A 21,922-nucleotide genomic window follows, 5' to 3' on the forward strand; every position below is an offset into this window, starting at 1 on the left:
CCTCGCCCTGGGAGCCACCGCCTGACACCACAACCACCACCCAAACCGACCACCCCCCCGAACCCACCCCGGCACAACCACAGCCCAAACCGACCACCCACCCCGGCACCCTCGCCACACGCGAGCAGCGCCGGGGTTTCCGCTTTCCACCACCCCGACCCGCGCCTATGAGCCGCGCCACGAGCGCCGTGCGGGAGGCCGGACCGGCGGGCGCGGTGCACGCCATGCCGCCATGCCGGGCAAGGGCTCGGAGACGTCTCGGCACTGCTGCGCGCCCTGGTCACCGCCGGGCCGGATCCCGCCGGGGTGCTAAGTGCACATGAGCGGAGCCGGCGCTCTCAGCTCCGGCGTCCGCAGCCGGTGGTCAAGGGCTGGTTCGCGTTCCCGGCCGCTTCATCGGGCCCAGCGCCGCAGGTCGGCGATGGCCTTGGCCTTCTGCTGTGGTGGCAGCTCGGCGATCACGTCGCCCAGGAAGACGTGGTGGACGCCGGGCGCGGTGTAGACGGCCGAGTCGCGACTGCCCCGCCCGAGCCGGTACGGCTCAGCGGTCATCGGATCGTTGCCCCCGTTGACGAACATGAGCCTGCTACGCGAGCGTCTCACAACCTAGACGCATCGCAAATACCCACAAGCCCGACATTTCCTACTTGATGTGCATGTTACGCTCATCGGCATGCGCACCGTCTCCCTACCGGCTGCTGCCCTGGTCACCGCACTCGCGCTGACCGCGTGCGGCGCGAACGCCCAGCCGGCCGCCTCCCCCGGCAAGTCCGTCATCCTCATCACGCCCAACCCCGTGGGGACGAACAGCTTCCTGCAGCTCAGCGTCAAGGGCGCGGAAGCGGCGGCCAAGGAGATCGGCGCGTCGTTCAAGCTGTACGAGAGCAAGGACCCGACGAGCATCGCCCAGAACCTCGACGCCGCCGTACGCGCCAAGCCCACCGTGATCGTCGGCGTCAGCTTCTCCTTCGACGACCTGTTCGCCACCGTGCCGAAGCAGCAGCCCCAGCAGCAGTTCCTCCAGGTCGACTCCTGCGCCAAGGACCAGGCGGCCAACCTCACCTGCGTGTCCTTCAAGGAGCACGAGGCCGCCTACCTGGCGGGGGTGGAGGCGGGGCTGCTGTCCAAGAGCGGCAAGCTGGGCGTGGTGGCGGCGATCGACTCGCCGTTCGTGCACCGCTGGATCGACCCGTTCTTCGCCGGGGCCAAGTCCGTCAACGCCGGGGCCACCGGCACGCCGCTCTACGTGGGCGGCAACAACCCCTTCAGCGACCCGGCGCGGGCCAAGTCGCAGGCCCAGACGCTCACCGGACAGGGCGCCGACATCGTGGCCGCGGCCGCGTCCGGCGGCAACCAGGGCGTCTTCGAGGCGGCCGCCGCCGCGGGCGCCAAGGCATTCGGCGTGGACGTCAACCAGTGCGCCCAGAGGGCCGGCACCGTCATCGACAACGTGCTCAAGCACGTCGACGTGGCCGAGAGCGCCGCGCTCAAGGACATCGCCGCGGGCAAGGCGGGCGGCGTGAAGGTGTACGGGCTGAAGGAGGGCGGCGTCGGCGTCAACGCGCTCGCCGGCGACCTGGCCTCCTCCGGCTGCACCGTGGCCGCGAGCCCCGAGGTGGTCGCCAAGGTGAAGCAGGTGCGCGACGACATCGTGGCGGGACGCGTGACGGTCGCCGACCCGCTGACCGGATGAGCACGCCCGCCGTCGAGCTGGTCGGCATCACCAAGCGCTTCGGCGGCGTGCTCGCCAACGACGACGTCTCCCTGACCGTCGAGCGCGGCGAGGTGCACGCCGTCGTCGGCGAGAACGGGGCAGGCAAGTCCACGCTCATGTCCGTCCTGTACGGCCTGCACCGGCCGGACGCCGGGCACGTGCTGCGGGCCGGGACGCGGGTGCGGCTGCGCTCCCCCGCGGACGCCGTGGCGCACGGGCTCGGGATGGTGCATCAGCGTTTCCGGCTGTTCCCCGGGCTGAGCGTGGCCGAGAACGTGGTCATCGGGGCCGAGCCGGTGCGGTACGGCGCGCTCGACCGGGGCGCCGCCCGGCACGCGGTCGCCTCCCTGGCCCAGAGGTACGGGCTCGCGGTCGATCCCGACGCGCGGGCCGGTGACCTGCCGGTGGGGACGCGGCAGCGGGTCGAGATCCTCAAGGCGCTCTACCGGCGGGCCGAGGTGCTGATCCTGGACGAGCCCACCGCCGTGCTCACCCCCGGCGAGGCCGAGGGGCTGTTCAGGATGGTGCGGGAGCTGGCGGGCGAAGGCGTGTCGGTGCTGCTGGTCACGCACAAGCTGGAGGAGATCCTGGCGGCGGGCGACCGGGTCACGGTGCTGCGCGGCGGACGGGTGACGGGACGCTTCGCCACGGCGGACACCTCCGCGGACGAGCTGGTCCGCAGCATGATCGGCCGCTCACTCCATACAGCCTCGCCGAGTCTCTCGCCGCCGGAGGCCCAGGCCCCGCCGGGCCACGGCCCCGCGGGTGGGCCGGCCGCTGGGCCGTACCTGCTGGAAGTTCGTGACCTGCACGTTCGCGACCGGGACGGTGTGCCGGCGGTGGCCGGGGTGTCGTTCGGGGTGCGCGGCGGCGAGATCGTCGGCATCGCGGGCGTCGCGGGAAGCGGGCAGCGCGAGCTGGTGGACGTCGTGACCGGGCTGCGGCGCGCCGGATCCGGCACCGTGCTGCTCCACGGCGAGCCCGCCGCCGGCGGCAGGGAGCCCAGGGTGGCCTACGTGCCGGGCGACCGCGCCGGGCGGGCGACCGCACCCGGCATGTCGCTCGCCGACAACCTGCTCATGGGCGATCAGCGCGGCTTCGCACTGAGCCCGGGAGGGGTCCGGCGGCGGGCCGCCGAGCTGGTCGAGCGGTTCTCGATCCGGGCCGCCTCCGTGCGGACGCCCATCGCCCACCTGTCCGGCGGCAACGCGCAGAAGGCGGTGCTGGCCAGGGAGCTGTCCAGGGACACGCCGGTGCTGGTGGTGGAGGAGCCGACCCAGGGGGTGGACGTGGGCGCGCAGGAGCAGATCCACGCCCTGCTGTCCGAGGCGCGCGCCGCCGGGCGGGCGGTGCTGCTGCAGTCGAGCGAGCTGTCCGAGCTGCGCGCCCTGTCGGATCGGATGCTGGTGATGTTCGAGGGCCGCCTGGTCGCGGAGCTCCCGGTCGCGGAGGCCACCGACGAACGCGTCGGCGCCGCCATGACGGGCAACGACGCCACCCGCGCCCCGGAGCCCTCGGGGGAGGCTCTCGGATGACGCCGCCACCGCGCACCGGGGCGGTGCGGGTCGTGTGGTCGCCGGCCGTCGTGGCCGTGGCCGGGGCGCTCCTGCTCACCACGCTCGTCATGCTCGCCGTGGGGGTGGATCCGTTCCTCGCCTATCCGGCGCTGGTCCGGGGCGCGCTCATGGACGGCAACCTGGAGTACACCCTCGCCGCCTACGTGCCCACCCTCGGCATGGCCGTGGCGTTCGCGATCCCGCTGCGGGCGGGCGAGTTCAACCTGGGCGGCGACGGCCAGCTCTCGCTGGGCGGCATCGCGGCCGCCGCGCTGGCCCTGCACGCCGGGGGCTCGTTCGTGCTGCCGCTGGTCGGGGCGGCGCTGGCGGGGGCGCTGCTGGCAGGCGTGTCCGCGCCGCTGCGCACCAGGCTCGGCATCCCCGCCATCGTCAGCACGCTGCTGCTCAGCGCCCCCGCCGTGTCCCTGGCCTCCTACCTGGCCCGCTTCCCGCTGGCCGAGCGGGGAACCGGGCTGGCGCAGACGCCGCTCCTGCCGGACGCGGCCCACCTGCCCGCGCTGGGGTCGAGCACGTACGTGACGATCGCGCTGCCGCTGGTCGCCGTCCTGACGGTGCTGTGGCTGCTCGCCGACGCCCGCACCGTCCCCGGGTACGAGATCCGCGCGCTCGGCGCGAACCGGGAGTTCGCCCGGTACGGCGGCGTCCGGGTGAACCGGCTGGCGGCCGTGACCCTGGCCGCGGGCGGCGCGTTCGCCGGTCTGGTCGGCGGGCTGATCGTGCTGGGCGCGCCGTACCGGTTCGTGGACGGCGCGCTGACCGCCCCCGGCTACACCTTCACCGCGATCGCGGCCGTGCTGCTGGCCGCCGGACGCCCGCCGGCGATCCCGGCCACGGTGGCGTTGCTGACGATCCTGCAGGCCGGCGGCCAGGGCATGGAGCGGGAGGCGGGCGTGCCGAGCCAGCTCACCCAGATCGTGCAGGGCCTGATCATCGTGTTCGTCGCGGTGACCACCGTCACGAGGACGCTGCGGGCGAGGAGTCGCGCATGAACGCGTTCCTGGCCGCCGTGCTCACCGCCACCGCGCCCGTCGTGCTGGCCGCCCTGGGCGGGCTGCTGTGCTCGGTCTCCGGCGTGTTCAACATGGCCCTGGAGGGCCAGCTCCTGTGGGGCGCGTTCACCGCGGTGCTGTTCAGCCACCTGACGGGCAGCGCGTGGCTCGGCGTGGCGGGGGCGGTGCTCTGCACCACCGTGTACGCCCTGCTGCTGTCGGTCCCGGCGGTGAGCCTGCGCGCGGACCCGGTCGTGGTGGCGGTCGGCACGAACCTGCTGGCGCTCGGCCTGACCGCGTTCCTCATGCGGCAGATCTTCGGCAGCGGCGGCACGTTCAGCTCGCCCGAGCTGGCGGGCCTGCCGACGCTGGCCGCGCTCGGGCTGGACGTGCCGATGCTCGGGCCGCAGTCGCCGCTGGTGCCGGTCGCGTTCCTGCTGGTCGCGGCGGCGGCCTGGTGGCTCGGGCGGACCCGCTCCGGGCTGCGGCTGCGCGGCATCGGGCAGCACGCCGAGGCCGCCGAGTCGATCGGGCTGCGCGTGAGCGGCTACCGGCACGCGGCGGTGCTGGGCGCGGGCGCGCTGTGCGGGCTCGGCGGGGCGCAGCTCGCGCTGGGCAACGTGACGCTGTTCAGCGAGGGGATGAGCGCGGGGCGCGGCTGGGTGGCCGTGGTCGCGGTCATGCTCGCCGGCGCGCGGCCGTGGCTGGGCCTGGGGGCCTGCCTGTTGTTCGGGGCCGCGGAGGCTCTGGGGTTCCGGCTGCAGGGGCTCGGGCTCCCGCAGCAGGCCGCCGACGCGGCCCCGTACGTGATCACGCTGCTCGCCCTCGTCGTGGTGGCGGCGGCGCGCAGGAAGGAGACGACTGGATGAACGGCCCTGTGCTGGCGGACTCCGTGCGGTTCGCCGGGGACGCGGTCGAGATCCTCGACCGCCGCGTGTACCCGTTCGAGGTGCGATGGGTGCGCTGCGCCACGAGCGAGGACGTCGCGGCGGCCATCGAGCAGATGGTGACGCAGAGCTCGGGCCCGCTGTTCGCGGCTACGGCCGGGATGGTGCTGGGCGCCCGCGAGGCCAGGCGCGATCCGCCGGCGGAGGCGGCGGCCCGGCTGCGGGCCGTGGGAGCGCGCCTGGTCGCGACCCGGCCGACGAACAACCACATCAGGGACGCGGTGCACGCCGTCCTGTCGGGGATCACCGCCGAGCACGGAGACGCGCTGGTCGCGGCCGTGGAGCGGGCGGCGCGGGCGCATGACGCCGCCTACCGGGCGCGCAGTGACGCGCTGGGCGAGCACGCCGCCTCCCTGCTCCCCGACGGCGCCCGCGTGCTCACCCACTGCTGGGCCGACGCGTACCTCATCGGCACCGTGCGGGCGGCTCAGCGGGCCGGCAAGCGGCTGGAGTTCGTCTGCACGGAGACGCGGCCGTACCTGCAGGGCGCCCGGCTGACCGCGGCCACGCTGGTCGAGATGGGCTACCGGCCGACGCTCATCACCGACGGCATGGTGGCCGCCGCGCTGTCCGACGGCCTCGCCGACGTCGCGCTGACCGCCGCCGACCGCGTGACACTGGACGGCCACGTGATCAACAAGGTCGGCACGCTCGGCGTCGCGCTCGCCGCCGGCGCGTTCGGCGTCCCGTTCTACGCCCTGGTGGACGCGCCCGACCCGCAGGCGCCCACCGCCCAGGACGTCGTGATCGAGCGGCGCGACGGCGACGAGGTGCTGTACGCGCTCGGCCGCCGCACCGCAGCGGACGGAGTGACCGGCTATTACCCGGCCTTCGACGTGACCCCGCCCCATCTGGTGACCCGCATCGTGACCGAACGCGGCGTCTACCAGCCCGACCGAGTGAAGGAGAGTCTGTGAGACGCGTGGTGGTCGACACCGACACCGGCATCGACGACGCCCATACCCTGCTGTACCTGGCCGGCCGGCCCGACGCCGAGATCGTCGCGATCACCTCGGTGTACGGCAACTGCTCCGAGGAGGACGCCACCCGCAACATCGGCTACGTCAACGGCCTGCTCGGCCTGGACGTGCCGGTGGCCAGGGGCGCCGCGGAGCCGCTGCGGGGCCCGGCCCACATCGCCGGGTACGTGCACGGCAAGGACGGCCTGGGCGACCTCGGCCGCGACCGGCCGCTGCCCGCGGTGGCCGCGGAGTCCGGCCCGGAGCTGCTGGTACGCCTGGCGAACGAGCAGCCGGGCGAGCTCGACCTGCTGGCGCTGGGCCCGCTCACCAACCTGGCGCTGGCCCTGCGTCTGGACCCCGAGCTGTTCACCAAGTACCGCTCGGTCGTCCTGATGGGCGGCTCAGGCCCCTACGCCCCGCCCGGCACGCTGCTGATGATCGACGCCAACGTCAACAACGACCCCGAGGCGGCCCGCGCGGTGTTCGCCGCGCCGCGCCGCGAGCTGGTCATGGTCGGTGTGAACGTGACGGCCGGCACGATCCTGGACGAGCGCGCGATCGCCGCCCTGCGGGCCTCCGGAACGCCGGTGGCCCGGTTCGCGGTCGAGATCCTGGACGCGTACCTGGACTTCTACCAGAACGAGTGGGGCCGCCGGATCATCCCCCTGCACGACCCGCTCGCGGCGGGCGTGCTGCTGGACCGCACGTTCGCGACCGCCTGGACGGACGGGCCGGTCAACGTGCGCGGCGACGGCTTCCTGTGGCGGGCCAGGCTGATGCGCACGCATGACGGGCTGCCGCCCGCCTTCGCCTATGACGCCGCGCCTCCCACGCGGGTGATCACCGCGGTGGACGCGTCCCGGTTCGTGGCCGACTTCGTGGAGGTGCTGACGCGATGACCACGATCGTGCTCGACATCGAGGGCACCACCAGCTCGACGGAGTCCGTCCACGTCGGCCTGTACGCCTACGCCCGCCCCCGGCTCGGCCCGCACATCGACGCCCACCACGACGACCCCGTGGTCCGCGCGGCGCTGGCCGAGATCGGCGCGGACGACACCGGCGCGGCCGTGCGCGTGCTGCACGGCTGGATGGACGGCGACGTCAAGGCCACGCCGCTGAAGACCCTGCAGGGCCGGATCTGGGCGGAGGGCTTCGCCGCCGGCGAGCTGACCGCCCACTTCTTCCCCGACGTGCCGCCCGCGCTGCGCGCCTGGCACGCGGCGGGGCACCGGCTCGCGGTGTTCTCCTCCGGCTCGGTGGCCAGCCAGCGGCCGTGGTTCGCCCACGCGGCGGACGGCGACCTGTCGGCGCTGGTCGGCCACTGGTTCGACACCGTCAACGCGGGCCCCAAGCGGGAGCCGGTCGCGTACGAGCGGATCGCCGGGACGCTCGGCGACCCGGCCGGGCTGCTGTTCCTGTCCGACGTCCCGGCCGAGCTGGACGCCGCGGCGGCGGCCGGCTGGCGCACCACGGGAGTGCGCAGGCCGGGCGAGCCGAACGCGGCCACGCCGTTCGACCCCCATCCCGTCATCGCGACTTTCGAGGAGGTCCGCCCATGAGCGGCGTCGAGACCACGCCGGCCGCCGAGCAGGTGCACGCGGCCGGGGCCCGGCTGGCGGCCGAGGCGGCCCGCTTCACCGGCATCGGCTGGATGCGCGGCACCTCGGGCAACATCTCGGAGGTCGTCTCCCGCGAGCCGCTGCGGCTGGCCGTGACGGCCAGCGGCCTGGACAAGGGCGAGCTGTCGCCGACCGACGTGGCCGTGGTCGGCCCGGTGGGCGAATCGGTCGCGGTGGCGGGCGTGACGCCGCTGCGTCCGTCCGCCGAGGCCGGGCTGCACGCCCGGGTGGCGGCCCTGACGGGTGCGGACGCGGTCGTCCACGTCCACGCGCTCAACGCGGTGGTGGCCGGGCATCGCTGGCCGGGCGGGGTGCTGCTGCGTGACGTGGAGACGCTCAAGGGCATCGGCCGGCTGGCCCACGACGACGAGGTGACGATCCCGGTCATCGGCAACAGCCAGGACATGGGCGAGCTGGGCGACTGGTTCGAGTCCGCCTACGACCCGCGCACGCCCGCCGTCATCGTGGCCGGGCACGGCCTGTACGCGTGGGGCACGGATCTCAAGCACGCCCGCCACGTCACCGAGTGCGTGGAGTGGCTGCTGGCGTACGCGCTGGCCACGGCCTGACGCGCACCGGCTGGGAGGCTTCGCCGCCCTCCCAGCCGTGCCCCCCAGCTGTGCTCAGGCGGCCGTCTCGGTCAGCACCTGGCCCACGCGCTCGAACAGCGGCTTCGGCTCGACGTTCGTGCCCGGGTCGACGAGCAGCAACCGAGCCGCGGCCAGCACGGCGCGGATGGCGCGGACGCGCTGCTCCTCGGGCAGGGACTCGATGTCGCTGACCCGGGAGAAGCCGATCACCCGCCGGGCCGCCTTGACCGCCGCGAACGGCGCGGCGTCGGCGTACACCCCGGCCAGGCAGCGGTCGAGGCCGATGACGCGCGGGTCGGCACGGCCCGGCCACAGCTCGGTGAACTCGTCGGCGAAGCCCTGCCAGGTCTCCGCCGCCTGGGCCAGCACCCACGCGGCGTGCGCGGCGTCGCCCTGGACGACGGCGCGGGCCGCGGCCAGCACGTAGTTGCCCCACAACGCGCCGACGTCGAAGCCGATCGGCCCGTAGAAGGCGAACTCGACGTCGAACGCCTTGGCCGAACGGGGCTCGTCGCGCACCAGCACCGAGCCGGTGTGCAGGTCGCCGTGGATCAGCGCCTCGGCGTGCGTCATGAACGCCAGCTTCGCCGCGCCGACGGCGGCCCGCACGTCCGGGTCGCCCGCGTACGCCGCCACGTCGGCCTCGTTGGCGGGCAGGATCAGGTTGTGCTCGTGGGTGATGTACGGCTCGGTGAAGACCAGGTCCTCGGTGATCTCGCACAGCTCCGGGTTGGCGGCCGTGGCCAGCGCCGCCTTGTGCCCCTTGGCGCCGAGGCCGAACACCGAGGTCCCGAACGCCACCTTCGCGACGTAGCGCCCTATATCGGCGGCGGCGCCCTCGTGCCGCAGCCCCTCGTTGAGCGCGCCGCGCCACACGCGGTGGTCCGACAGGTCCTCGATGGCGATGACGTGCCGGTCGGGGTCGGCGTCGTAGAGCTCCGGCACCAGGCCGGGGGCGACCCGGTTGTGCACGCGCAGCGCGCGGCCCTCGATGCCGTTGCGTTCCGGGGTGATGGGCCAGGTGGGGTCCACCCGGACGTACGGGAGCGCCTGCTTGAGCACCAGTCCCCCGTGCTCGGCCGCGGCCACGAACACCAGGTTGAGATTGCCGTCGCCCACCTCCCGCACGTGCGAGACCGCGCCGAAGCGTTCGAGCGCGGGCCGGGCCGCGACGTAGCCGGCCACGGTGTCCACCGTGAGGAGCTCGTAGCTCACCTGATCCTCCTGAGCGTGTAACTGGTCACGAGCGCGCCGACCAGCAGCGCGCCCTGGACGAACGTCTGGGCGTAGTAGGGGGCGTTCAGCATGGTCAGGCCGTTGATCATGACGCCGATGAACAGCGCGCCGACCACCGTCCCGAGCGCGTTGGGCCGGTTGGCGCCGAGCACCGCGAACCCGATCAGCGCCGCGGCCACCGACTGCAGCAGGTACGGGTCCCCCGCGCCCACGTCTCCCCTGCCGAGCCTGGCCGACAGCAGGATCCCGGCCACGGCCGCGCACACCCCGGACACGGCGTAGGCCAGCGCACGGTAGCGGGCCACGCGGATGCCGGCCAGGCGGGCGGCCTCGGGGTTGCCGCCGATCGCGTACAGGGCGCGGCCCCAGCGGGTGTGGTTGAGCAGGACGTACACGGTCGCGGCGAGCAGCGCGAACACCACGACGGGGACCGGCACCGAGGCGATCGTGCCGCCGCCGAGCCAGGCGAATCCCTCGGTGTAGCGGCCGGGCGCGGGGGCGCCGTCCACGGTCATCCCGGGGGCGACCGACTGGCCGCCCGTGACGATCAGCGCCAGGCCCTGGAAGAGGAAGAGCGTGCCGAGCGTGGCCACCAGGTCGGGGACCTTGGCGACCACGGTGAGCAGCACGTTGACGGCGGCGACGAGCAGGCCGGTGAGCAGCCCGGCGACCACGGCGGTGGCGCCGGTGAGGTTGAACCGGACCATGGTCAGGGCGGTCACCATGACGACGGCGCCGACGCAGGCGCCGGCCGAGAGGTCGAAGCCGCCGGTGGTCATGGAGACGGTGACGCCCAGGGCGACGATCCCGACCACGGCGACGGACTGCAGGACGACCAGGGCGTTGGGGTACGTGGCGAAGGCCGGGCGCAGCAGGGAGAACAGGACGAGCATGGCGGCCAGCACGCCCAGCAACCCGTACCGGTAGGCGACGGCGGCCACCCGCGACCCGGCCGTCCTGGCCTTCGGGGCGGCGCGGCCCGTGGTGGAGGTGGTGGCGGTCATGCGAGCTCTCCGTGCTGCTGGTCGTGCGGGTCTCCCCGCCGGGATGCCGGACATCAGGGCGGCCAGGCGTTCCGGGGTCGCCTCGGCGATCGGGAGCTCCCCGGCGGCGGTGCCCTCGTGCAGGACCAGCACGCGGTCGGCCAGCCCCCGCAGCTCCTGCGGATCCGAGGTGGCGACGACCACGGCCGCCTGCTTCGCCCGCTCGCGCACGACGCGGCCGATGTCCGCGCGGGCGGCCACGTCCACGCCGCGGAAGGGCTCGTCGAGCACCAGCAGCCGCGGCTCGCCGGCCAGCCATCGCCCGACCACGACCTTCTGCTGGTTGCCGCCCGACAGCGCCTCGATGGGCGCGTCGTGACCCGGGCCGCGCACGCCGAACAGCTCGATGACCCGCCGGGCGGCGTCCGTCTCCGAGCGCCGTCCGAGCAGCCCGGACCGGCGGCTGTGCCGCCGCAGCCAGGGCAGCGTCACATGGGCCCGGACCGACCAGCCGGGGACGATGGACTGCGCCGCCCGTTCCTCGGGCGCGAACGCCACCCCTCTGTCGATCGCCGCGCGGGGGTCCTTCGGCCGGTACGGCGCGCCGTCGAGCTCCAGCCGCCCCGACAGCAGCGGCCTGGCCCCGCCGAGCTGTTCGAGAACCTCGGTCTTGCCGGCGCCCACCAGCCCGGTCACGCCCAGCACCTCACCCGCGCGCACCCGCAGCCCGAACGCCGGACTGCCGGCCACGGCACGCACTCCCTCGGCGACCAGCACGTCCGGCACCGGCCCCGCGCTCTCCGGCGGTCCCGCGCTCTCCGACGGCTCCGGCTGCCTCACGCCGCCTGACGGGACGGCCGGGGCGGCCGGGGCGGCCGGGGCGGCCGGGGCGGCGGCGGGCGCGTACCCGCCTGCGGCGACCGGGCCGAGCATGGCCGCGACGATCGACTCCCGGGACACCGGCGCGGTGAACGTGGCGGCCAGCTCGCCGTCCCGCAGGACCGCCACCCGGTCGCACAGGGTCTCGATCTCCGCCAGCCGATGCGACACGTACAGGACGGAGACCCCCTGGGCCGCCGCCTCCCGCACCCGCACGCCGAGCGCGTCCGCCTCCACCTCCGACAGCGTCGACGTCGGCTCGTCGAGGATCAGCAGCCGCGCCCGCCGGGCCAGCGCCCGTGCGATGAGGATCTGCTGCCGCGCGCTCGCGGACAGGCTCTCCACCGGGACGTCCAGCGGCAGCCCCAGGTCGGGGGCGACCGCGGTGGCGGCGGCGCGTACCCGCGCCCGGGTCAGGAACCAGCCGCCGCCGGCCGCCAGCGAGTCGAGCGTCAGGTTCTCGGCCACGCTGGCCCCGAACACCACCCCGTCGTCGATGTTCTGGTGCACGGTCTGGACCCCGGCCGCCTGCGCGTCCAGCGGCCCGCCGAACTCCAGGGGCCGCCCCTCGTACGACAGGGTGCCGGACGTCGGCGGCGTCGCCCCGGACAGGATCTTGATGAGCGTGGACTTGCCCGCCCCGTTCGTGCCGATGAGCCCGACGATCTCACCGGGCCGCAACTCCAGGGTGACCGACGACAGAGCCCTGGTGGCCCCGTACACCTTGGAGACGGACGTGACCGCGAAGGTCACGACGCCGTCCAGGGCACGCGTGCCACGTCGGGGGTCGTCAGGCCGGGGAAGGCCCGGGTGAGCTGCTCGACGCTGGTGATGCCGGCGTCCCGCAGCCCTTTCTGGGTGATGAGCGAGGGCGGCACGGTGAGCGCGCGGTCCACGTTCTCCCCCGCAACGAGCAGGGCGGCGGCGCGCACCGCGACCCGGCCCACGTTGGCGGGGTCGGTGGCGGAGGTCGCCACCCACGGGCTGTCCGGCTCGGTCATGACGCCGATGTCGGCGGTGGAGACGTCCGCGCCGTAGATCTTCACCTTGCCGGCCAGGCCCAGCTCCTTGACGGCCAGCGCGGCGCCCTTGGCGAACTCGTCGTACGGCGCGAAGATCGCCTTGGCCCCCGGGTTGGCCTGGAGCGCCGCCTTGGCCTGGTCGGCGACCGCCGAGGCGGTCGAGCTGTTGACCACGCCGATCTGCGCGACCTGCTTGATGCCCGGGTTGTCCTTCTTGAACTGCTCCCAGGTCTCGTTGCGCCGGTCGAGCGGCGCGAAGCCGGCCACGTACACGTAGACGACCTCGCCGGAGCCGCCCGTGTCGGCCTTGAGCGCGCCCAGCGCCTGCTCGGCGATCGCGTGGTCGTCCTGGCTCAGGGCCACGGCCTCGGAGGCCCCGGGATCGACGTCGAACGCGACGAGCGGGATCTTCGCCGCGACCGCCTTCTTGACGGCGGGCTGCACGGTCTGGGCGAACCCGTGGTCCACGATGATCGCGTCGGACTTCGCGGTGACGGCCTGCTCCAGGTTGAGCGCCTGCTTGTCGTTGTTGCCGTCGCCGCTGGAGACCTCCAGCCGCACGTTGAGCGCCTTGGCCTCGGCCTGCGCCCCGGCCAGCCACTGCTCGAAGTAGTCGCCGGAGGAGAGCTGCCGTACCAGGGAGATCCGCACGTCCCCGCCGGCGAACTTCGCGGGCACGGGCGCGGACGGGGCGGAGGAGGCGGGGGCCGAGGAGGCGGCGGCGGGCGAGGGTGCTGACGTCGCGGGAGCGCCCTGGGAGCAGCCGGCCAGGACGAAGAGGGCCACAACGCCCAGAAGTCGTGCGGGTTTCACAGGGCGGACTATATCCCACAATTCATACACATATAGTAGGATTTACCTCCATGACGTACCTGACCGTGTACACCGACAGCGAAGAGCCCGAGACCCTCCTGGAGAGCGAGGACGCCGCGGAGATCGCCGCGACGCTCAAGGAGATCGACGTCGTCCTGCGCCACTGGCAGGTCGTCGAGGACCTGCCTCCGGGCGCGGGCCAGGAGGAGATCCTGGCGGCCTATCGCGAGCAGGTGGAGCGCGTCATCGCCGAGGAGGGCTACACGTTCGTGGACGTCGCGCAGCTCCACCCCGACAACAGCGCCGACTGGCCGGAGCGGGCGGCGGCGGCCCGGCAGAAGTTCCTGTCGGAGCACACCCACGACGACGACGAGGTGCGCTACTTCGTCTCCGGCTCGGGCATCTTCTACCTGCACGTGGCCGGCAAGGTGCACGCGGTGCTGTGCGAGGGCGGCGACCTGCTGAGCGTGCCGAAGAACACCACGCACTGGTTCGACATGGGCACCCGGCCGGCCTTCACCGCGATCCGCTTCTTCCACGACGACGACGGCTGGATCGGCGACTTCACCGGCAGCCCCATCGCCGCGCGCATCCCGGACTTCGACACGATCGCGGCGAACCGCGCGGCCAGGGCGAGCTGAACGCGACCGCCGTTCCCCTGTCCCCGCGCCGCCGAACCGGAGGCTCTTTCATGCGCTCGCACTGGTTCCTGCCGACCACCGGCGACGGCCACGACGTCCGCTCGGCCATCACCACGACCGACGCCTTCCGGCCGGCCGCGCGCGCGGCGACCGTCCCGTACCTGACGCAGGTCGCCAGGGCGGCGGAGGAGGCCGGGTTCGAGGCCGCGCTCACCCCGGTCGGGGCCGGCTGCCCCGACCCGTGGATCGTGTGCGCCGCCGTCGCCCAGCACACCGACCGGCTGAAGCTGCTGGTCGCCTTCCGCACCGGGTACGCGCTGCCCACCCTGCTGGCCCAGCAGGCGCAGGCGTTCCAGGAGATCTCCGGCGGCCGGCTGCTGCTCAACGTCGTCACCGGCGGCGACCCCGTGGAGCAGCGCGCGTACGGAGACTTCCTCGACCACGACGCCCGCTACGCCAGGACCGGCGAGTTCCTGCACGTGCTGCGCCGCGCCTGGGAGGGCGTGCCGTTCGACCACCAGGGCGCGCACTACCGGGTGGAGGGCGGCGGCCTGGCCGCGCCGCTCGACCCCCGGCCCGAGCTGTACTTCGGTGGCGCCTCCCCCGCCGCCGAGCAGGTCGCCGCCCGGCACGCCGACGTGGTGCTCATGTGGGGCGAGCCACCGGCCGCGATCGCCGGGCGCGTCACGCGGCTGCGCGAGCTGTCCGCCCCCCTGGGGCGCGAGCTCCGGTACGGCCTGCGCGTGCACGTCATCGCCCGCGACACCTCCGAGGCGGCGTGGGCCGAGGCCGATCGGCTGCTGGCGGGCATGGATCCGGCGCGGATCGCCGAGGCCCAGCGCCGCTTCGCCCGCTACGACTCCGTGGGCCAGAGCCGCATGGTCGGCCTGCACGCCGGCGACACCCGCGACCTGGAGATCCATCCGGGGCTGTGGGCGGGCGTCGGGCTGGTCCGCGAGGGCGCCGGCACCGCTCTGGTGGGCTCGTACGACGAGGTCGCCGGGCTGATGCGCGCGTACGCGGCGGCGGGCGTGCACGAGTTCGTGCTGTCGGGGTGGCCGCATCTGGAGGAGGCGTACCGGGTGGGCGAGTACGTCATCCCCCGCCTGGCCGTCCAGCACGCAGGACTGTAGCCCGCCGCCTTGACGATCCCAGCACGCTCCTCGCCGCTCATGCGGAGGAGCGCTGAACGACCTGCGGGATGGAAGGGACGACGTCGAGATCACGAGGATGGCCCGACAGGCCGGCCACGACCGTTTCGGCCCGATGCCGGCCGGCTTCGCGCAGGTCGTAGCGGACGGTGGTGAGCGGCGGCAGCGCCGGCGGCGCGGTTGCGGTGTCGTCGGCGCCGCAGCGATCACTCCGGTCAGCGCCGTGCTCCCCGACCTTTCCGACGACTCCCGGTGCGCACTACGTTCCCAGGGGATTTGACACCCACGCCCTCCGCCGGCACCGGCAACAAACCGAATGCGCGGAAGCGACCGGGTGGTGTTGCATACAGACGTGACCGGCGGACCTGACGGCAGGGGACGACGACGGCCTCCTGGTCTGCCATGTCCGGCCGCGCCGGCCTGGTCACGGCGCGTCAGACGCCCGGCCGGCCAGGGCCTGCGCCGCACACATCAACCCCGGCAGGGAGAGGCACCGAACACGTGAAGGACACCGAGATCCCGCGGGCGGTGGCCGCGGCCGTCGACACGGCCGCCGAGTACGGTCTGGGCGCCGACGACGCCGCTGTGCTGCACAACTCGAACCGGATCGCCGTCCGGCTGCGGCCCAGCGGCGTGCTCGCCCGGGTCGCGCCCCTCTCGCACCGCCTCGACTTCGAGGTCGAGATCGCCCGGTGCCTCGCCGGGACCGGCAGCCCGGTGGCGGGTCCCGATCCGAGGGCCGAGCCCCGCGTCCATGTCCGCGACGGCTTCGCCGTCACCCTCTGGACCTACTACGAGCCCACCGCCGCACCCGAGAACCACCCGCCCGCCGCCTACGCCGACGCCCTGGCCCGGCTGCACGCCGGCCTGCGCCGCATCAACCTCGCCGCACCGCACTTCACCGACCGCGTCGCCGACGCCCTCCGGGTGGTCGAGGACCCCGCCGTCAGCCCGGACCTCGGTGCCACGGAACGCGCCCTGCTGACCGGCACCCTCCACGGAATCAGCCGCGCGATCCTGGACCGCGGCACGCCGCAACAGCTCCTGCACGGCGAACCGCACCCCGGCAACCTGCTCGCCACCGCGGACGGACCGCTCTTCATCGACCTGGAGACCGTCTGCCGCGGACCCGTCGAGTTCGACCTCGCGCATGCTCCGGAGGACGTCGCCGCGCACTACCCGGGCGCCGACGCCGGGCTGCTCGCCGACTGCCGGATCCTCAGCCTCGCCCTCGTGGTCTCCTGGCGCTGGGACCGCGACGACCAACTCCCCGACGGGCGCGAAAGGGGCCGGGAGTGGCTCGCCCAGTTGCGGGCCGCCCTCGACCGCCGGGAGCACGCCGCCGGCGGCGGCGGCCACTGAGCGGCGCCCGCACATCACCGCCGCCGGAGGCCGCGGGAAAAACGACTCGGTATCTCCGTGCCGCGCTCGACGGGGACCGCCGGTTCGGCGAGTTCCATCGGAGGCTCGGCGTGGCGAAGAACATCCTCGCCGTACGCTCGTCGACGCCGGCATTCTGACGATCGTGCCGGCCTCCGGCGGCGGAGCCCACCACGAGTACGTCCTCACCCCGGAAGGCGAAGCCCTGCGTCCTGTGATCGCGGCGCTGCGGCACTGGGGCGAGCAGAACTGCGCCCCAGGAACCGGATCAGGCGCATAGCCCGGTCTTTCGTCCAGCAGCCCCGCGACGAAGGAGAGGCCCTGTGCCGCGGTCGACGATCAAGGTCGGCTCGCTGAGTTTCGACGCGCTGGTGGACGGCCCGCCGGATGGGGACCTCGTCATCCTCCTGCACGGTTTCCCGGAGAGCTCTCTGCAGTGGACGGCACACGTCACAGCGCTCGCCGAGGCGGGATACCGTGCCGTGGCGGTGGATCAACGCGGATACTCCCCCGGCGCACGCCCGCCAACACCCGCGCGCAGTCCGTCCTGCTGGTGCCCAATACCGAGAGAAAACGGGAGTGGTGTGAAGGTGAAGTGACGGGCTGGTGCCGGTGGCGCGCCAGAGCACTGAGCACGGCCGGAATTGCCCGCGCCGGGCGATCGAGGTGACCGCCTGGGGACGGAGCACGCAGGCTCCTGCCGTAGGTGGAGCTCCTCCTCGGGACCCTGGCGGATCAGACGGGTGGTTCCAGCATGGGTACGAGGAACCGCCGGGCCACTGCGGCCAGTTGCGCGTCGTCGTCCAGGTCGATGACGGCACTGGGGATCGCCAGGAAGGAGGTGGAGATCCGCACCATCATCTCGGCCACGAGGTCGACGTCCAGGCTGTCCGTCACGTTGCCCGCGCGTTGCTCGCGGCGGAGCTGGCCGGCGACGAACTGCCGCACGGTCGCGAGGGTCTGGCCCCCGTCAGCCATCATGGAGGGCATGAGCAGGTCTGGTTCCGTGGCGATGAGCCCGCCGATCAGTGGGTTGCCGCGAATGGCCCGCAACGAGGTGACGAAGCCCAGGACCACCCTGTCGGCAGCGGTGTCGGCCTGTTCGATGTCGATGAGGAATTGGTCGAAGTAGCGGCGGAACTCCCGGCGCACCACGTGTTCGACCAGCGTGTCCTTGGTGTCGAACCGCCGGTACACGGTGATCCGCGACACCTTCGCCAGCCGGGCGACGTCCTCCATGGTGGAGCGCCTGATACCCATCCGGCAGAACTGCTCGTACGCCGCGTCAAGGATGCGCGTCCGTAGCTCGTCGACGTCGTTCACGCCTTCGACGGCATCGACGTAGGCGCGCTCCAGTAACGACTCCGAGCCCGCCATGAATCCGGATAGCGCAGACTCCACGGTCACCTCCTGTAGGGATTGTGCCTCAAAGCGGTCTTGTGATGCCTGTCACACTGTGCTCTGATGATACGCAGAACCATTGTCTGTTTCTCAGTATCACTCACTTCTCAGCCTCGGGCAGAGCGGGACCCTCACCTCGAAGGAGTACAGACATGGCAGAGTTGAGCAGGCGCGACATGCTGATCTCGGGCACCACCCTGGGAGCGCTCGGCGCCTTAGGCGTGGCCTCTCCGGCCCAGGCGGACTCCCTGTCCGACGGCTGGACCTGGCCGGCCAGCGGTTCGATCGCGGGCTCCGGCAGCGGCGCCGACCCCCGATGGGTGTGGGACGACGTGGCCGATCCGCTCCTCGCCTCACTGTTCGACCGCGGTCTCATCCCCGAGGTCAACCGGCTGCTGTACGACTGGAACCGCAACGACCAGCCACTGCCCGCAGGCCTGCCGGAAGACCTGCGGGCCTTCATCGAGCAGGCGCGCCGGCTGCCGTCGTGGGTCAACCCCGCCACGCTGGACGCCGGGGCCCGGTTCCATGCGCTCAAAGGGAACTACATCGTCGTCCTCACCATCGTCGGCGCCGGCATGCTCGCCACCGCCATCCCCAAGGAGGCCCGCGCGGTCTACTACTCCGCAGGCGGTGCGGATCTCAAAGACCGGGTCGCCAAGACGAACATCCTGGCGTATGCGGTCAGGCCCCAGAACGCCTGGGCGGCCGGCGGCACGGCCGTGGTGGAGGCCGTGAAGACCCGCCTGGTACACGCGGCGGTGCGGCACCTGCTGAAGTCGTCTCCCCACTGGTCCGGCCCCATCCCGATCAGCCAGGAGGACATGCTCGTCACGTGGCACACCCTGGCGACCTACTCCATGCGCGGAATGCGCGAATGGAAAGTGCGCATCTCCTCCGCCGAGGCCGCGGGGTACCTCCAATCGTTGCAGGTGATGGGGCACATGCTCGGCATCAGGGACGAGTTCCTGCCCGCCACCTGGGATTCGTCCTACACCCAGTCGGACATCGTGCTGCCCAGGAACATGGGGCCGACCTCGGAGGGGGTGGAACTGAACGCCATCCTGCGCGGCATGCTCGCGGAGATGACCAGCCCCGGCGGCATCGACAAGCCTCTCGTCAACGCGTTCTCCAGGTACCTCACCGGCAACCAGGTGGCCGACTGGAACGGCATCCCACGCCAGCCGCTGTCCGACCCGGTGGTCAAGGCCGCCTGGCCGCTGCTGGTGCAGTTCCGGGAGGGTCTGATCGGTCTGCCGCTGGTGCCCGCCACCGCCTGGCTCCTCGACGAAATGATCAAGAAGTGGACCACGTACTACCTCACCAAGGGGGCACAAACCAAGATCGTGATTCCGACCGGCAACCGGCCCAGCTGATCACGGCCCAGGGGCGCCTCTCGCCTGGGCGTTCATCGGCCTTGAAGCAGTCCGGGAACGTTGCCGCCGGGTTCGGTGACGGTGGCCACCAGGCACCCGTCCTGAACCTCGCCATGCCGTAGTTCCCCGCTCACCGATACTCGGGCGGGCTACGGCCGGTCTCAGGGGTTCTGGAAGGTCACTTCCGGGTTGGCGGGAGACGGGCCGTTCAGCAGGGGCTGGTGCTCGCCGTGGAGGTGCTGGTCGAAGAAGGCGCCCACGTACGCCGTGGTGATCTCGCCCGGCCGCTTGCCCGACAGCGGCGCGGCAGGGTCGATGATCCCGGCCTGCCCGCCCAGGATGGGCAGGTCGATGAAGGTGAAGTGGCCGGAGTCGGCCACGGTCAGCCAGCGCTTCCAGCCGTCCAGGCGTCGCCAGTCCCGCGGCCAGGTGGTGTCGGCGGAGCCGGGCGAGTGCTGGGCCTTGGTGCCGAGCACGAGGAACGGCCGTTTGCCGAGGCCGGAGACCGGGACCGGGGCGAAGAACGAGCCGTCCAGGTTCACCCCGGCGCGGACGCGCCGGTCGGTGGCCATGACGCTCGCTGCGGCGTTGCCGCCGAGCGAGTGGCCGGCGGCACCGACCAGGCGCGGGTCGATCATCCGCCAGTGCTTCCACGAGGGTGCCGAACGTACGGGGTGGGTCAGCCGGTCGATGACGAAGGACAGATCGGCTGCCCGGTTGACCGCGGCCTTGGCCATCAGTTCCTTCTCCACCGTCCCGCATGCGACGCAGGTCAGGGTGCGGCCGCCGGGGAAGGTCGTGCCGAACGACTCGTAGGCGTGATCCACGAGGGCGACGACGTAGCCCTTGGAGGCGAGGTCGTCGCCTTCCTCGCCTCTCCGCAGGCGAGCTGGGTGACCGGGCAGAACATCCGCGTCAACGGAGGCGTCGTGTAAGCCCGGCGAGCAGGCGGGCGCAGCTGAAAAGCCGCTCATGGCTTCGCGGATCGCAAAACGCCCAAAGAGGGACATTAATTCGTCGCATTAATTGATTATCTTCTCTCGTGAAATGAATGAATGAGATTCCGTCGCGGATTTAGTGAACTGGTAAAGTGCGATCGTGAATCCTCCCTTCACGCCCCTCGCTCCTGACGACCCTCCCGAGATCGGCGGATATCGCCTGGTGGCGCGGCTGGGGGCGGGCGGGATGGGCCAGGTCTACCTCGCCCGCACCCAGAGCGGCAGGCGCCTGGCCGTCAAAGTGATCCGCGCCGAGTTCACCGGGGATCCGGAGTTCCGGCGGCGGTTCCAGCAGGAGGTCTCCGCGGTCGAGCGGGTGCAGAGTCTCTACACCGCGCCCGTCGTCGACGCCGATCCTCAGTCCAGGACGCCCTGGCTGGCCACCGCCTACGTCCCCGGGCCCTCGCTCGACAAGGCCGTCAGCCGGCACGGCCCGCTCCCTCCCCGCACGGTGCTGACCATGGTCTGCGGGGTGGCCGAGGCGCTGCAGGCCATCCATGGCGTTCAGGTGGTCCACCGCGACCTCAAACCGTCGAACGTGCTGCTGTCCCCCGACGGCCCCCGCGTCATCGACTTCGGCATCGCCAAGGCCGTCGACGCGACCCCGCTGACCGGCACCGGCATCCGCATCGGCACGCCGCTGTTCATGGCTCCCGAGCAGGCGCTCGGGTACCCGGCCGCGCCGCCGGTCGACGTGTTCGCGCTCGGCGGTCTGGCGCTGTTCGCGGCGACCGGCCGCACCCCGTTCGGCGAGGGCCCCGACCCGGCGGTGCTCTACCGCGTGGTGCACGACGAGCCTCGGCTCGACGGCTGCCCGCCAGAGTTGCGCGATGTGATCGCCCGCTGCCTGGCCAAGGACCCGGCGCACCGGCCGACGCCACGCGCCCTGGTGACCGAGCTCGAACGGTACGCGCAGACGGGGCCGCAGTGGCTGCCCCCGGAGCTCACGCATTCTTTGCCCGGCTACGCGGCCCCGCCCTTTCCTCCCCCGGCTCGCGCACGCAGGACGTTCGGGCTCGGAGTCGTGGCGAGCGCCGCCATGGGCGCTGCGCTGATCGCGGGCGCGGCCACAGCCGTACTGCTCAGCCAGGACCCCGCCAGCGGCACTCCGCTCGCTCAGCCCGCCGCGACCGTCACGGTCACCGAACAGGCGCCCGAGAGCAGGCCCACCACCGATGCCTCCGCCGAGACCACGCCGAGCCCCGAAGGCACGGCGACGGAGGGCTCGGTGACCGGAGCGAAGGCGGGCACGCTGCTCGGCACGTACAAGGGCATCAATGTGACCCAGTACTACTCGGTCAACTTCACCGACGACCCCACCCACCCGAAGGAGGGCAACGACGGGGACGTCAGCTACGGCGCCATCGGTCTCGAGGCGGACAAGATGGCCGTGCTCGAACCAGGACAGACCGGCACCTACCAGGCGTGCGTCGACAACACCAAGTACCTGACCGCCTACGACGCCGACGAGGCCAAGGGCAGGCTGGTGTGCGTCTACGCCGAGAACACGATCGGTCTCGTCAAGGTGACGAAGATATCCGAGGACGCCAGTGATTACATCACCATGGATCTGACAGTCTGGCAGCGCTGACGCCACGACATCGGGGCTCCAGGAGCTTGCGATGGCCGGGATCATCGATCC

21 protein-coding genes and 1 pseudogene are annotated in these 21,922 nt (G+C 72.8%); 15 read left to right on the forward strand and 7 right to left on the reverse strand.

Annotated elements, in window-relative coordinates; all coding sequences use genetic code 11:
- Positions 1-393: 393 nt before the first annotated feature.
- Positions 394-603 carry a hypothetical protein gene (locus ABEA43_RS48720; protein WP_345572926.1) on the reverse strand — a complete coding sequence of 70 codons (210 nt, stop codon included), beginning with the start codon at positions 601-603 and terminating at the stop codon, positions 394-396.
- 70 nt (positions 604-673) lie between these two features.
- Between ABEA43_RS48720 and ABEA43_RS48725 the strand changes: the two genes are divergently transcribed.
- From ABEA43_RS48725 to mtnB, 8 genes are read left to right on the forward strand one after another with little or no spacing between them, the layout of a single operon-like run.
- Positions 674-1,693 carry a BMP family ABC transporter substrate-binding protein gene (locus ABEA43_RS48725; protein WP_345572927.1) on the forward strand — a complete coding sequence of 340 codons (1,020 nt, stop codon included), beginning with the start codon at positions 674-676 and terminating at the stop codon, positions 1,691-1,693.
- A complete protein-coding gene (locus ABEA43_RS48730; protein ID WP_345572928.1) occupies positions 1,690-3,249 on the forward strand; it encodes an ABC transporter ATP-binding protein in 1,560 nt (519 codons plus the stop codon). Before ABEA43_RS48725 ends, ABEA43_RS48730 begins: the two co-directional genes overlap by 4 nt.
- Positions 3,246-4,280, forward strand: coding sequence for an ABC transporter permease (locus tag ABEA43_RS48735; protein ID WP_345572929.1), 1,035 nt, complete (start codon positions 3,246-3,248; stop codon positions 4,278-4,280). Before ABEA43_RS48730 ends, ABEA43_RS48735 begins: the two co-directional genes overlap by 4 nt.
- A complete protein-coding gene (locus ABEA43_RS48740) occupies positions 4,277-5,149 on the forward strand; it encodes an ABC transporter permease (protein WP_345572930.1) in 873 nt (290 codons plus the stop codon). The genes ABEA43_RS48735 and ABEA43_RS48740 overlap by 4 nt, the downstream gene beginning before the upstream one ends.
- Positions 5,146-6,144 (forward strand): s-methyl-5-thioribose-1-phosphate isomerase, encoded by a 999-nt coding sequence (locus tag ABEA43_RS48745; RefSeq protein WP_345572931.1) that lies wholly within the window; start codon positions 5,146-5,148, stop codon positions 6,142-6,144. The genes ABEA43_RS48740 and ABEA43_RS48745 overlap by 4 nt, the downstream gene beginning before the upstream one ends.
- A complete protein-coding gene (locus ABEA43_RS48750; RefSeq protein WP_345572932.1) occupies positions 6,141-7,088 on the forward strand; it encodes a nucleoside hydrolase in 948 nt (315 codons plus the stop codon). Before ABEA43_RS48745 ends, ABEA43_RS48750 begins: the two co-directional genes overlap by 4 nt.
- Positions 7,085-7,750: an acireductone synthase gene (gene mtnC / locus ABEA43_RS48755; RefSeq protein WP_345572933.1), complete on the forward strand. Its 666-nt coding sequence runs from the start codon at positions 7,085-7,087 to the stop codon at positions 7,748-7,750. The genes ABEA43_RS48750 and mtnC overlap by 4 nt, the downstream gene beginning before the upstream one ends.
- Entirely contained in the window at positions 7,747-8,379 is a 633-nt protein-coding gene (mtnB, locus tag ABEA43_RS48760) for a methylthioribulose 1-phosphate dehydratase (RefSeq protein ID WP_345572934.1), read from the forward strand. The genes mtnC and mtnB overlap by 4 nt, the downstream gene beginning before the upstream one ends.
- A 54-nt stretch (positions 8,380-8,433) precedes the next feature.
- Here mtnB and mtnK read toward each other — a convergent pair whose 3' ends face one another.
- From mtnK to ABEA43_RS48775, 3 genes are read right to left on the reverse strand one after another with little or no spacing between them, the layout of a single operon-like run.
- A complete protein-coding gene (gene mtnK, locus ABEA43_RS48765; RefSeq protein ID WP_345572935.1) occupies positions 8,434-9,615 on the reverse strand; it encodes an S-methyl-5-thioribose kinase in 1,182 nt (393 codons plus the stop codon).
- On the reverse strand, positions 9,612-12,251 hold the full coding sequence (locus ABEA43_RS48770; RefSeq protein WP_345572936.1) for an ATP-binding cassette domain-containing protein: 2,640 nt from the start codon (positions 12,249-12,251) through the stop codon (positions 9,612-9,614). Before ABEA43_RS48770 ends, mtnK begins: the two co-directional genes overlap by 4 nt.
- Positions 12,248-13,333 (reverse strand): substrate-binding domain-containing protein, encoded by a 1,086-nt coding sequence (locus tag ABEA43_RS48775; RefSeq protein WP_345572937.1) that lies wholly within the window; start codon positions 13,331-13,333, stop codon positions 12,248-12,250. The genes ABEA43_RS48770 and ABEA43_RS48775 overlap by 4 nt, the downstream gene beginning before the upstream one ends.
- A 50-nt stretch (positions 13,334-13,383) precedes the next feature.
- Between ABEA43_RS48775 and ABEA43_RS48780 the strand changes: the two genes are divergently transcribed.
- Together ABEA43_RS48780 and ABEA43_RS48785 are read left to right on the forward strand one after the other, a co-directional pair.
- Positions 13,384-13,974, forward strand: coding sequence for a 1,2-dihydroxy-3-keto-5-methylthiopentene dioxygenase (locus tag ABEA43_RS48780; protein ID WP_345572938.1), 591 nt, complete (start codon positions 13,384-13,386; stop codon positions 13,972-13,974).
- 50 nt (positions 13,975-14,024) lie between these two features.
- Complete coding sequence (locus ABEA43_RS48785; protein WP_345572939.1) at positions 14,025-15,107, forward strand: LLM class flavin-dependent oxidoreductase; 1,083 nt, start codon at positions 14,025-14,027, stop codon at positions 15,105-15,107.
- 37 nt (positions 15,108-15,144) lie between these two features.
- Here ABEA43_RS48785 and ABEA43_RS68355 read toward each other — a convergent pair.
- Positions 15,145-15,312 (reverse strand): annotated as a pseudogene (locus ABEA43_RS68355) (substrate-binding domain-containing protein); the annotation flags it as partial.
- A 314-nt stretch (positions 15,313-15,626) separates the two neighbouring features.
- On the opposite strand from ABEA43_RS68355, the gene ABEA43_RS48790 reads away from it, so the two are divergent.
- The 3 genes from ABEA43_RS48790 to ABEA43_RS48800 all read left to right on the forward strand — a co-directional run bounded on the left by ABEA43_RS48790 (position 15,627) and on the right by ABEA43_RS48800 (position 17,104).
- Positions 15,627-16,487: a phosphotransferase gene (locus ABEA43_RS48790; protein ID WP_345572940.1), complete on the forward strand. Its 861-nt coding sequence runs from the start codon at positions 15,627-15,629 to the stop codon at positions 16,485-16,487.
- A gap of 13 nt (positions 16,488-16,500) precedes the next feature.
- Complete coding sequence (locus ABEA43_RS48795; RefSeq protein ID WP_345573048.1) at positions 16,501-16,785, forward strand: winged helix-turn-helix transcriptional regulator; 285 nt, start codon at positions 16,501-16,503, stop codon at positions 16,783-16,785.
- A 91-nt stretch (positions 16,786-16,876) separates the two neighbouring features.
- Positions 16,877-17,104: an alpha/beta fold hydrolase gene (locus tag ABEA43_RS48800; RefSeq protein ID WP_345573049.1), complete on the forward strand. Its 228-nt coding sequence runs from the start codon at positions 16,877-16,879 to the stop codon at positions 17,102-17,104.
- 136 nt (positions 17,105-17,240) lie between these two features.
- On the opposite strand, the gene ABEA43_RS48805 is transcribed toward ABEA43_RS48800, so the two are convergent.
- Entirely contained in the window at positions 17,241-17,882 is a 642-nt protein-coding gene (locus ABEA43_RS48805; RefSeq protein WP_345573050.1) for a TetR/AcrR family transcriptional regulator, read from the reverse strand.
- Between the two features lie 176 nt (positions 17,883-18,058).
- Between ABEA43_RS48805 and ABEA43_RS48810 the strand changes: the two genes are divergently transcribed.
- On the forward strand, positions 18,059-19,282 hold the full coding sequence (locus ABEA43_RS48810; protein ID WP_345572941.1) for an oxygenase MpaB family protein: 1,224 nt from the start codon (positions 18,059-18,061) through the stop codon (positions 19,280-19,282).
- Between the two features lie 161 nt (positions 19,283-19,443).
- Here ABEA43_RS48810 and ABEA43_RS48815 read toward each other — a convergent pair whose 3' ends face one another.
- Positions 19,444-20,256 carry an alpha/beta hydrolase family protein gene (locus ABEA43_RS48815; RefSeq protein WP_345572942.1) on the reverse strand — a complete coding sequence of 271 codons (813 nt, stop codon included), beginning with the start codon at positions 20,254-20,256 and terminating at the stop codon, positions 19,444-19,446.
- 124 nt (positions 20,257-20,380) lie between these two features.
- Here ABEA43_RS48815 and ABEA43_RS48820 point away from each other — a divergent pair, with 124 nt between their 5' ends.
- A complete protein-coding gene (locus ABEA43_RS48820; RefSeq protein WP_345572943.1) occupies positions 20,381-21,871 on the forward strand; it encodes a serine/threonine-protein kinase in 1,491 nt (496 codons plus the stop codon).
- Positions 21,872-21,922 lie beyond the last annotated feature (51 nt).

The organism is Nonomuraea rosea (genome assembly GCF_039539705.1).
In the GTDB taxonomy this organism is placed as follows: domain Bacteria; phylum Actinomycetota; class Actinomycetes; order Streptosporangiales; family Streptosporangiaceae; genus Nonomuraea; species Nonomuraea rosea.

Coding starts and splice junctions, on each gene's coding strand:
- ABEA43_RS48725 (WP_345572927.1), top strand. CDS start 674: ATGCGCACCGTCTCCCTACCGGCTGCTGCCCTGGTCACCGCACTCGCG.
- ABEA43_RS48730 (WP_345572928.1), top strand. CDS start 1,690: ATGAGCACGCCCGCCGTCGAGCTGGTCGGCATCACCAAGCGCTTCGGC.
- ABEA43_RS48735 (WP_345572929.1), top strand. CDS start 3,246: ATGACGCCGCCACCGCGCACCGGGGCGGTGCGGGTCGTGTGGTCGCCG.
- ABEA43_RS48740 (WP_345572930.1), top strand. CDS start 4,277: ATGAACGCGTTCCTGGCCGCCGTGCTCACCGCCACCGCGCCCGTCGTG.
- ABEA43_RS48745 (WP_345572931.1), top strand. CDS start 5,146: ATGAACGGCCCTGTGCTGGCGGACTCCGTGCGGTTCGCCGGGGACGCG.
- mtnC (WP_345572933.1), top strand. CDS start 7,085: ATGACCACGATCGTGCTCGACATCGAGGGCACCACCAGCTCGACGGAG.
- mtnB (WP_345572934.1), top strand. CDS start 7,747: ATGAGCGGCGTCGAGACCACGCCGGCCGCCGAGCAGGTGCACGCGGCC.
- ABEA43_RS48780 (WP_345572938.1), top strand. CDS start 13,384: ATGACGTACCTGACCGTGTACACCGACAGCGAAGAGCCCGAGACCCTC.
- ABEA43_RS48785 (WP_345572939.1), top strand. CDS start 14,025: ATGCGCTCGCACTGGTTCCTGCCGACCACCGGCGACGGCCACGACGTC.
- ABEA43_RS48805 (WP_345573050.1), bottom strand. CDS start 17,882: ATGGCGGGCTCGGAGTCGTTACTGGAGCGCGCCTACGTCGATGCCGTC.
- ABEA43_RS48810 (WP_345572941.1), top strand. CDS start 18,059: ATGGCAGAGTTGAGCAGGCGCGACATGCTGATCTCGGGCACCACCCTG.
- ABEA43_RS48815 (WP_345572942.1), bottom strand. CDS start 20,256: ATGAGCGGCTTTTCAGCTGCGCCCGCCTGCTCGCCGGGCTTACACGAC.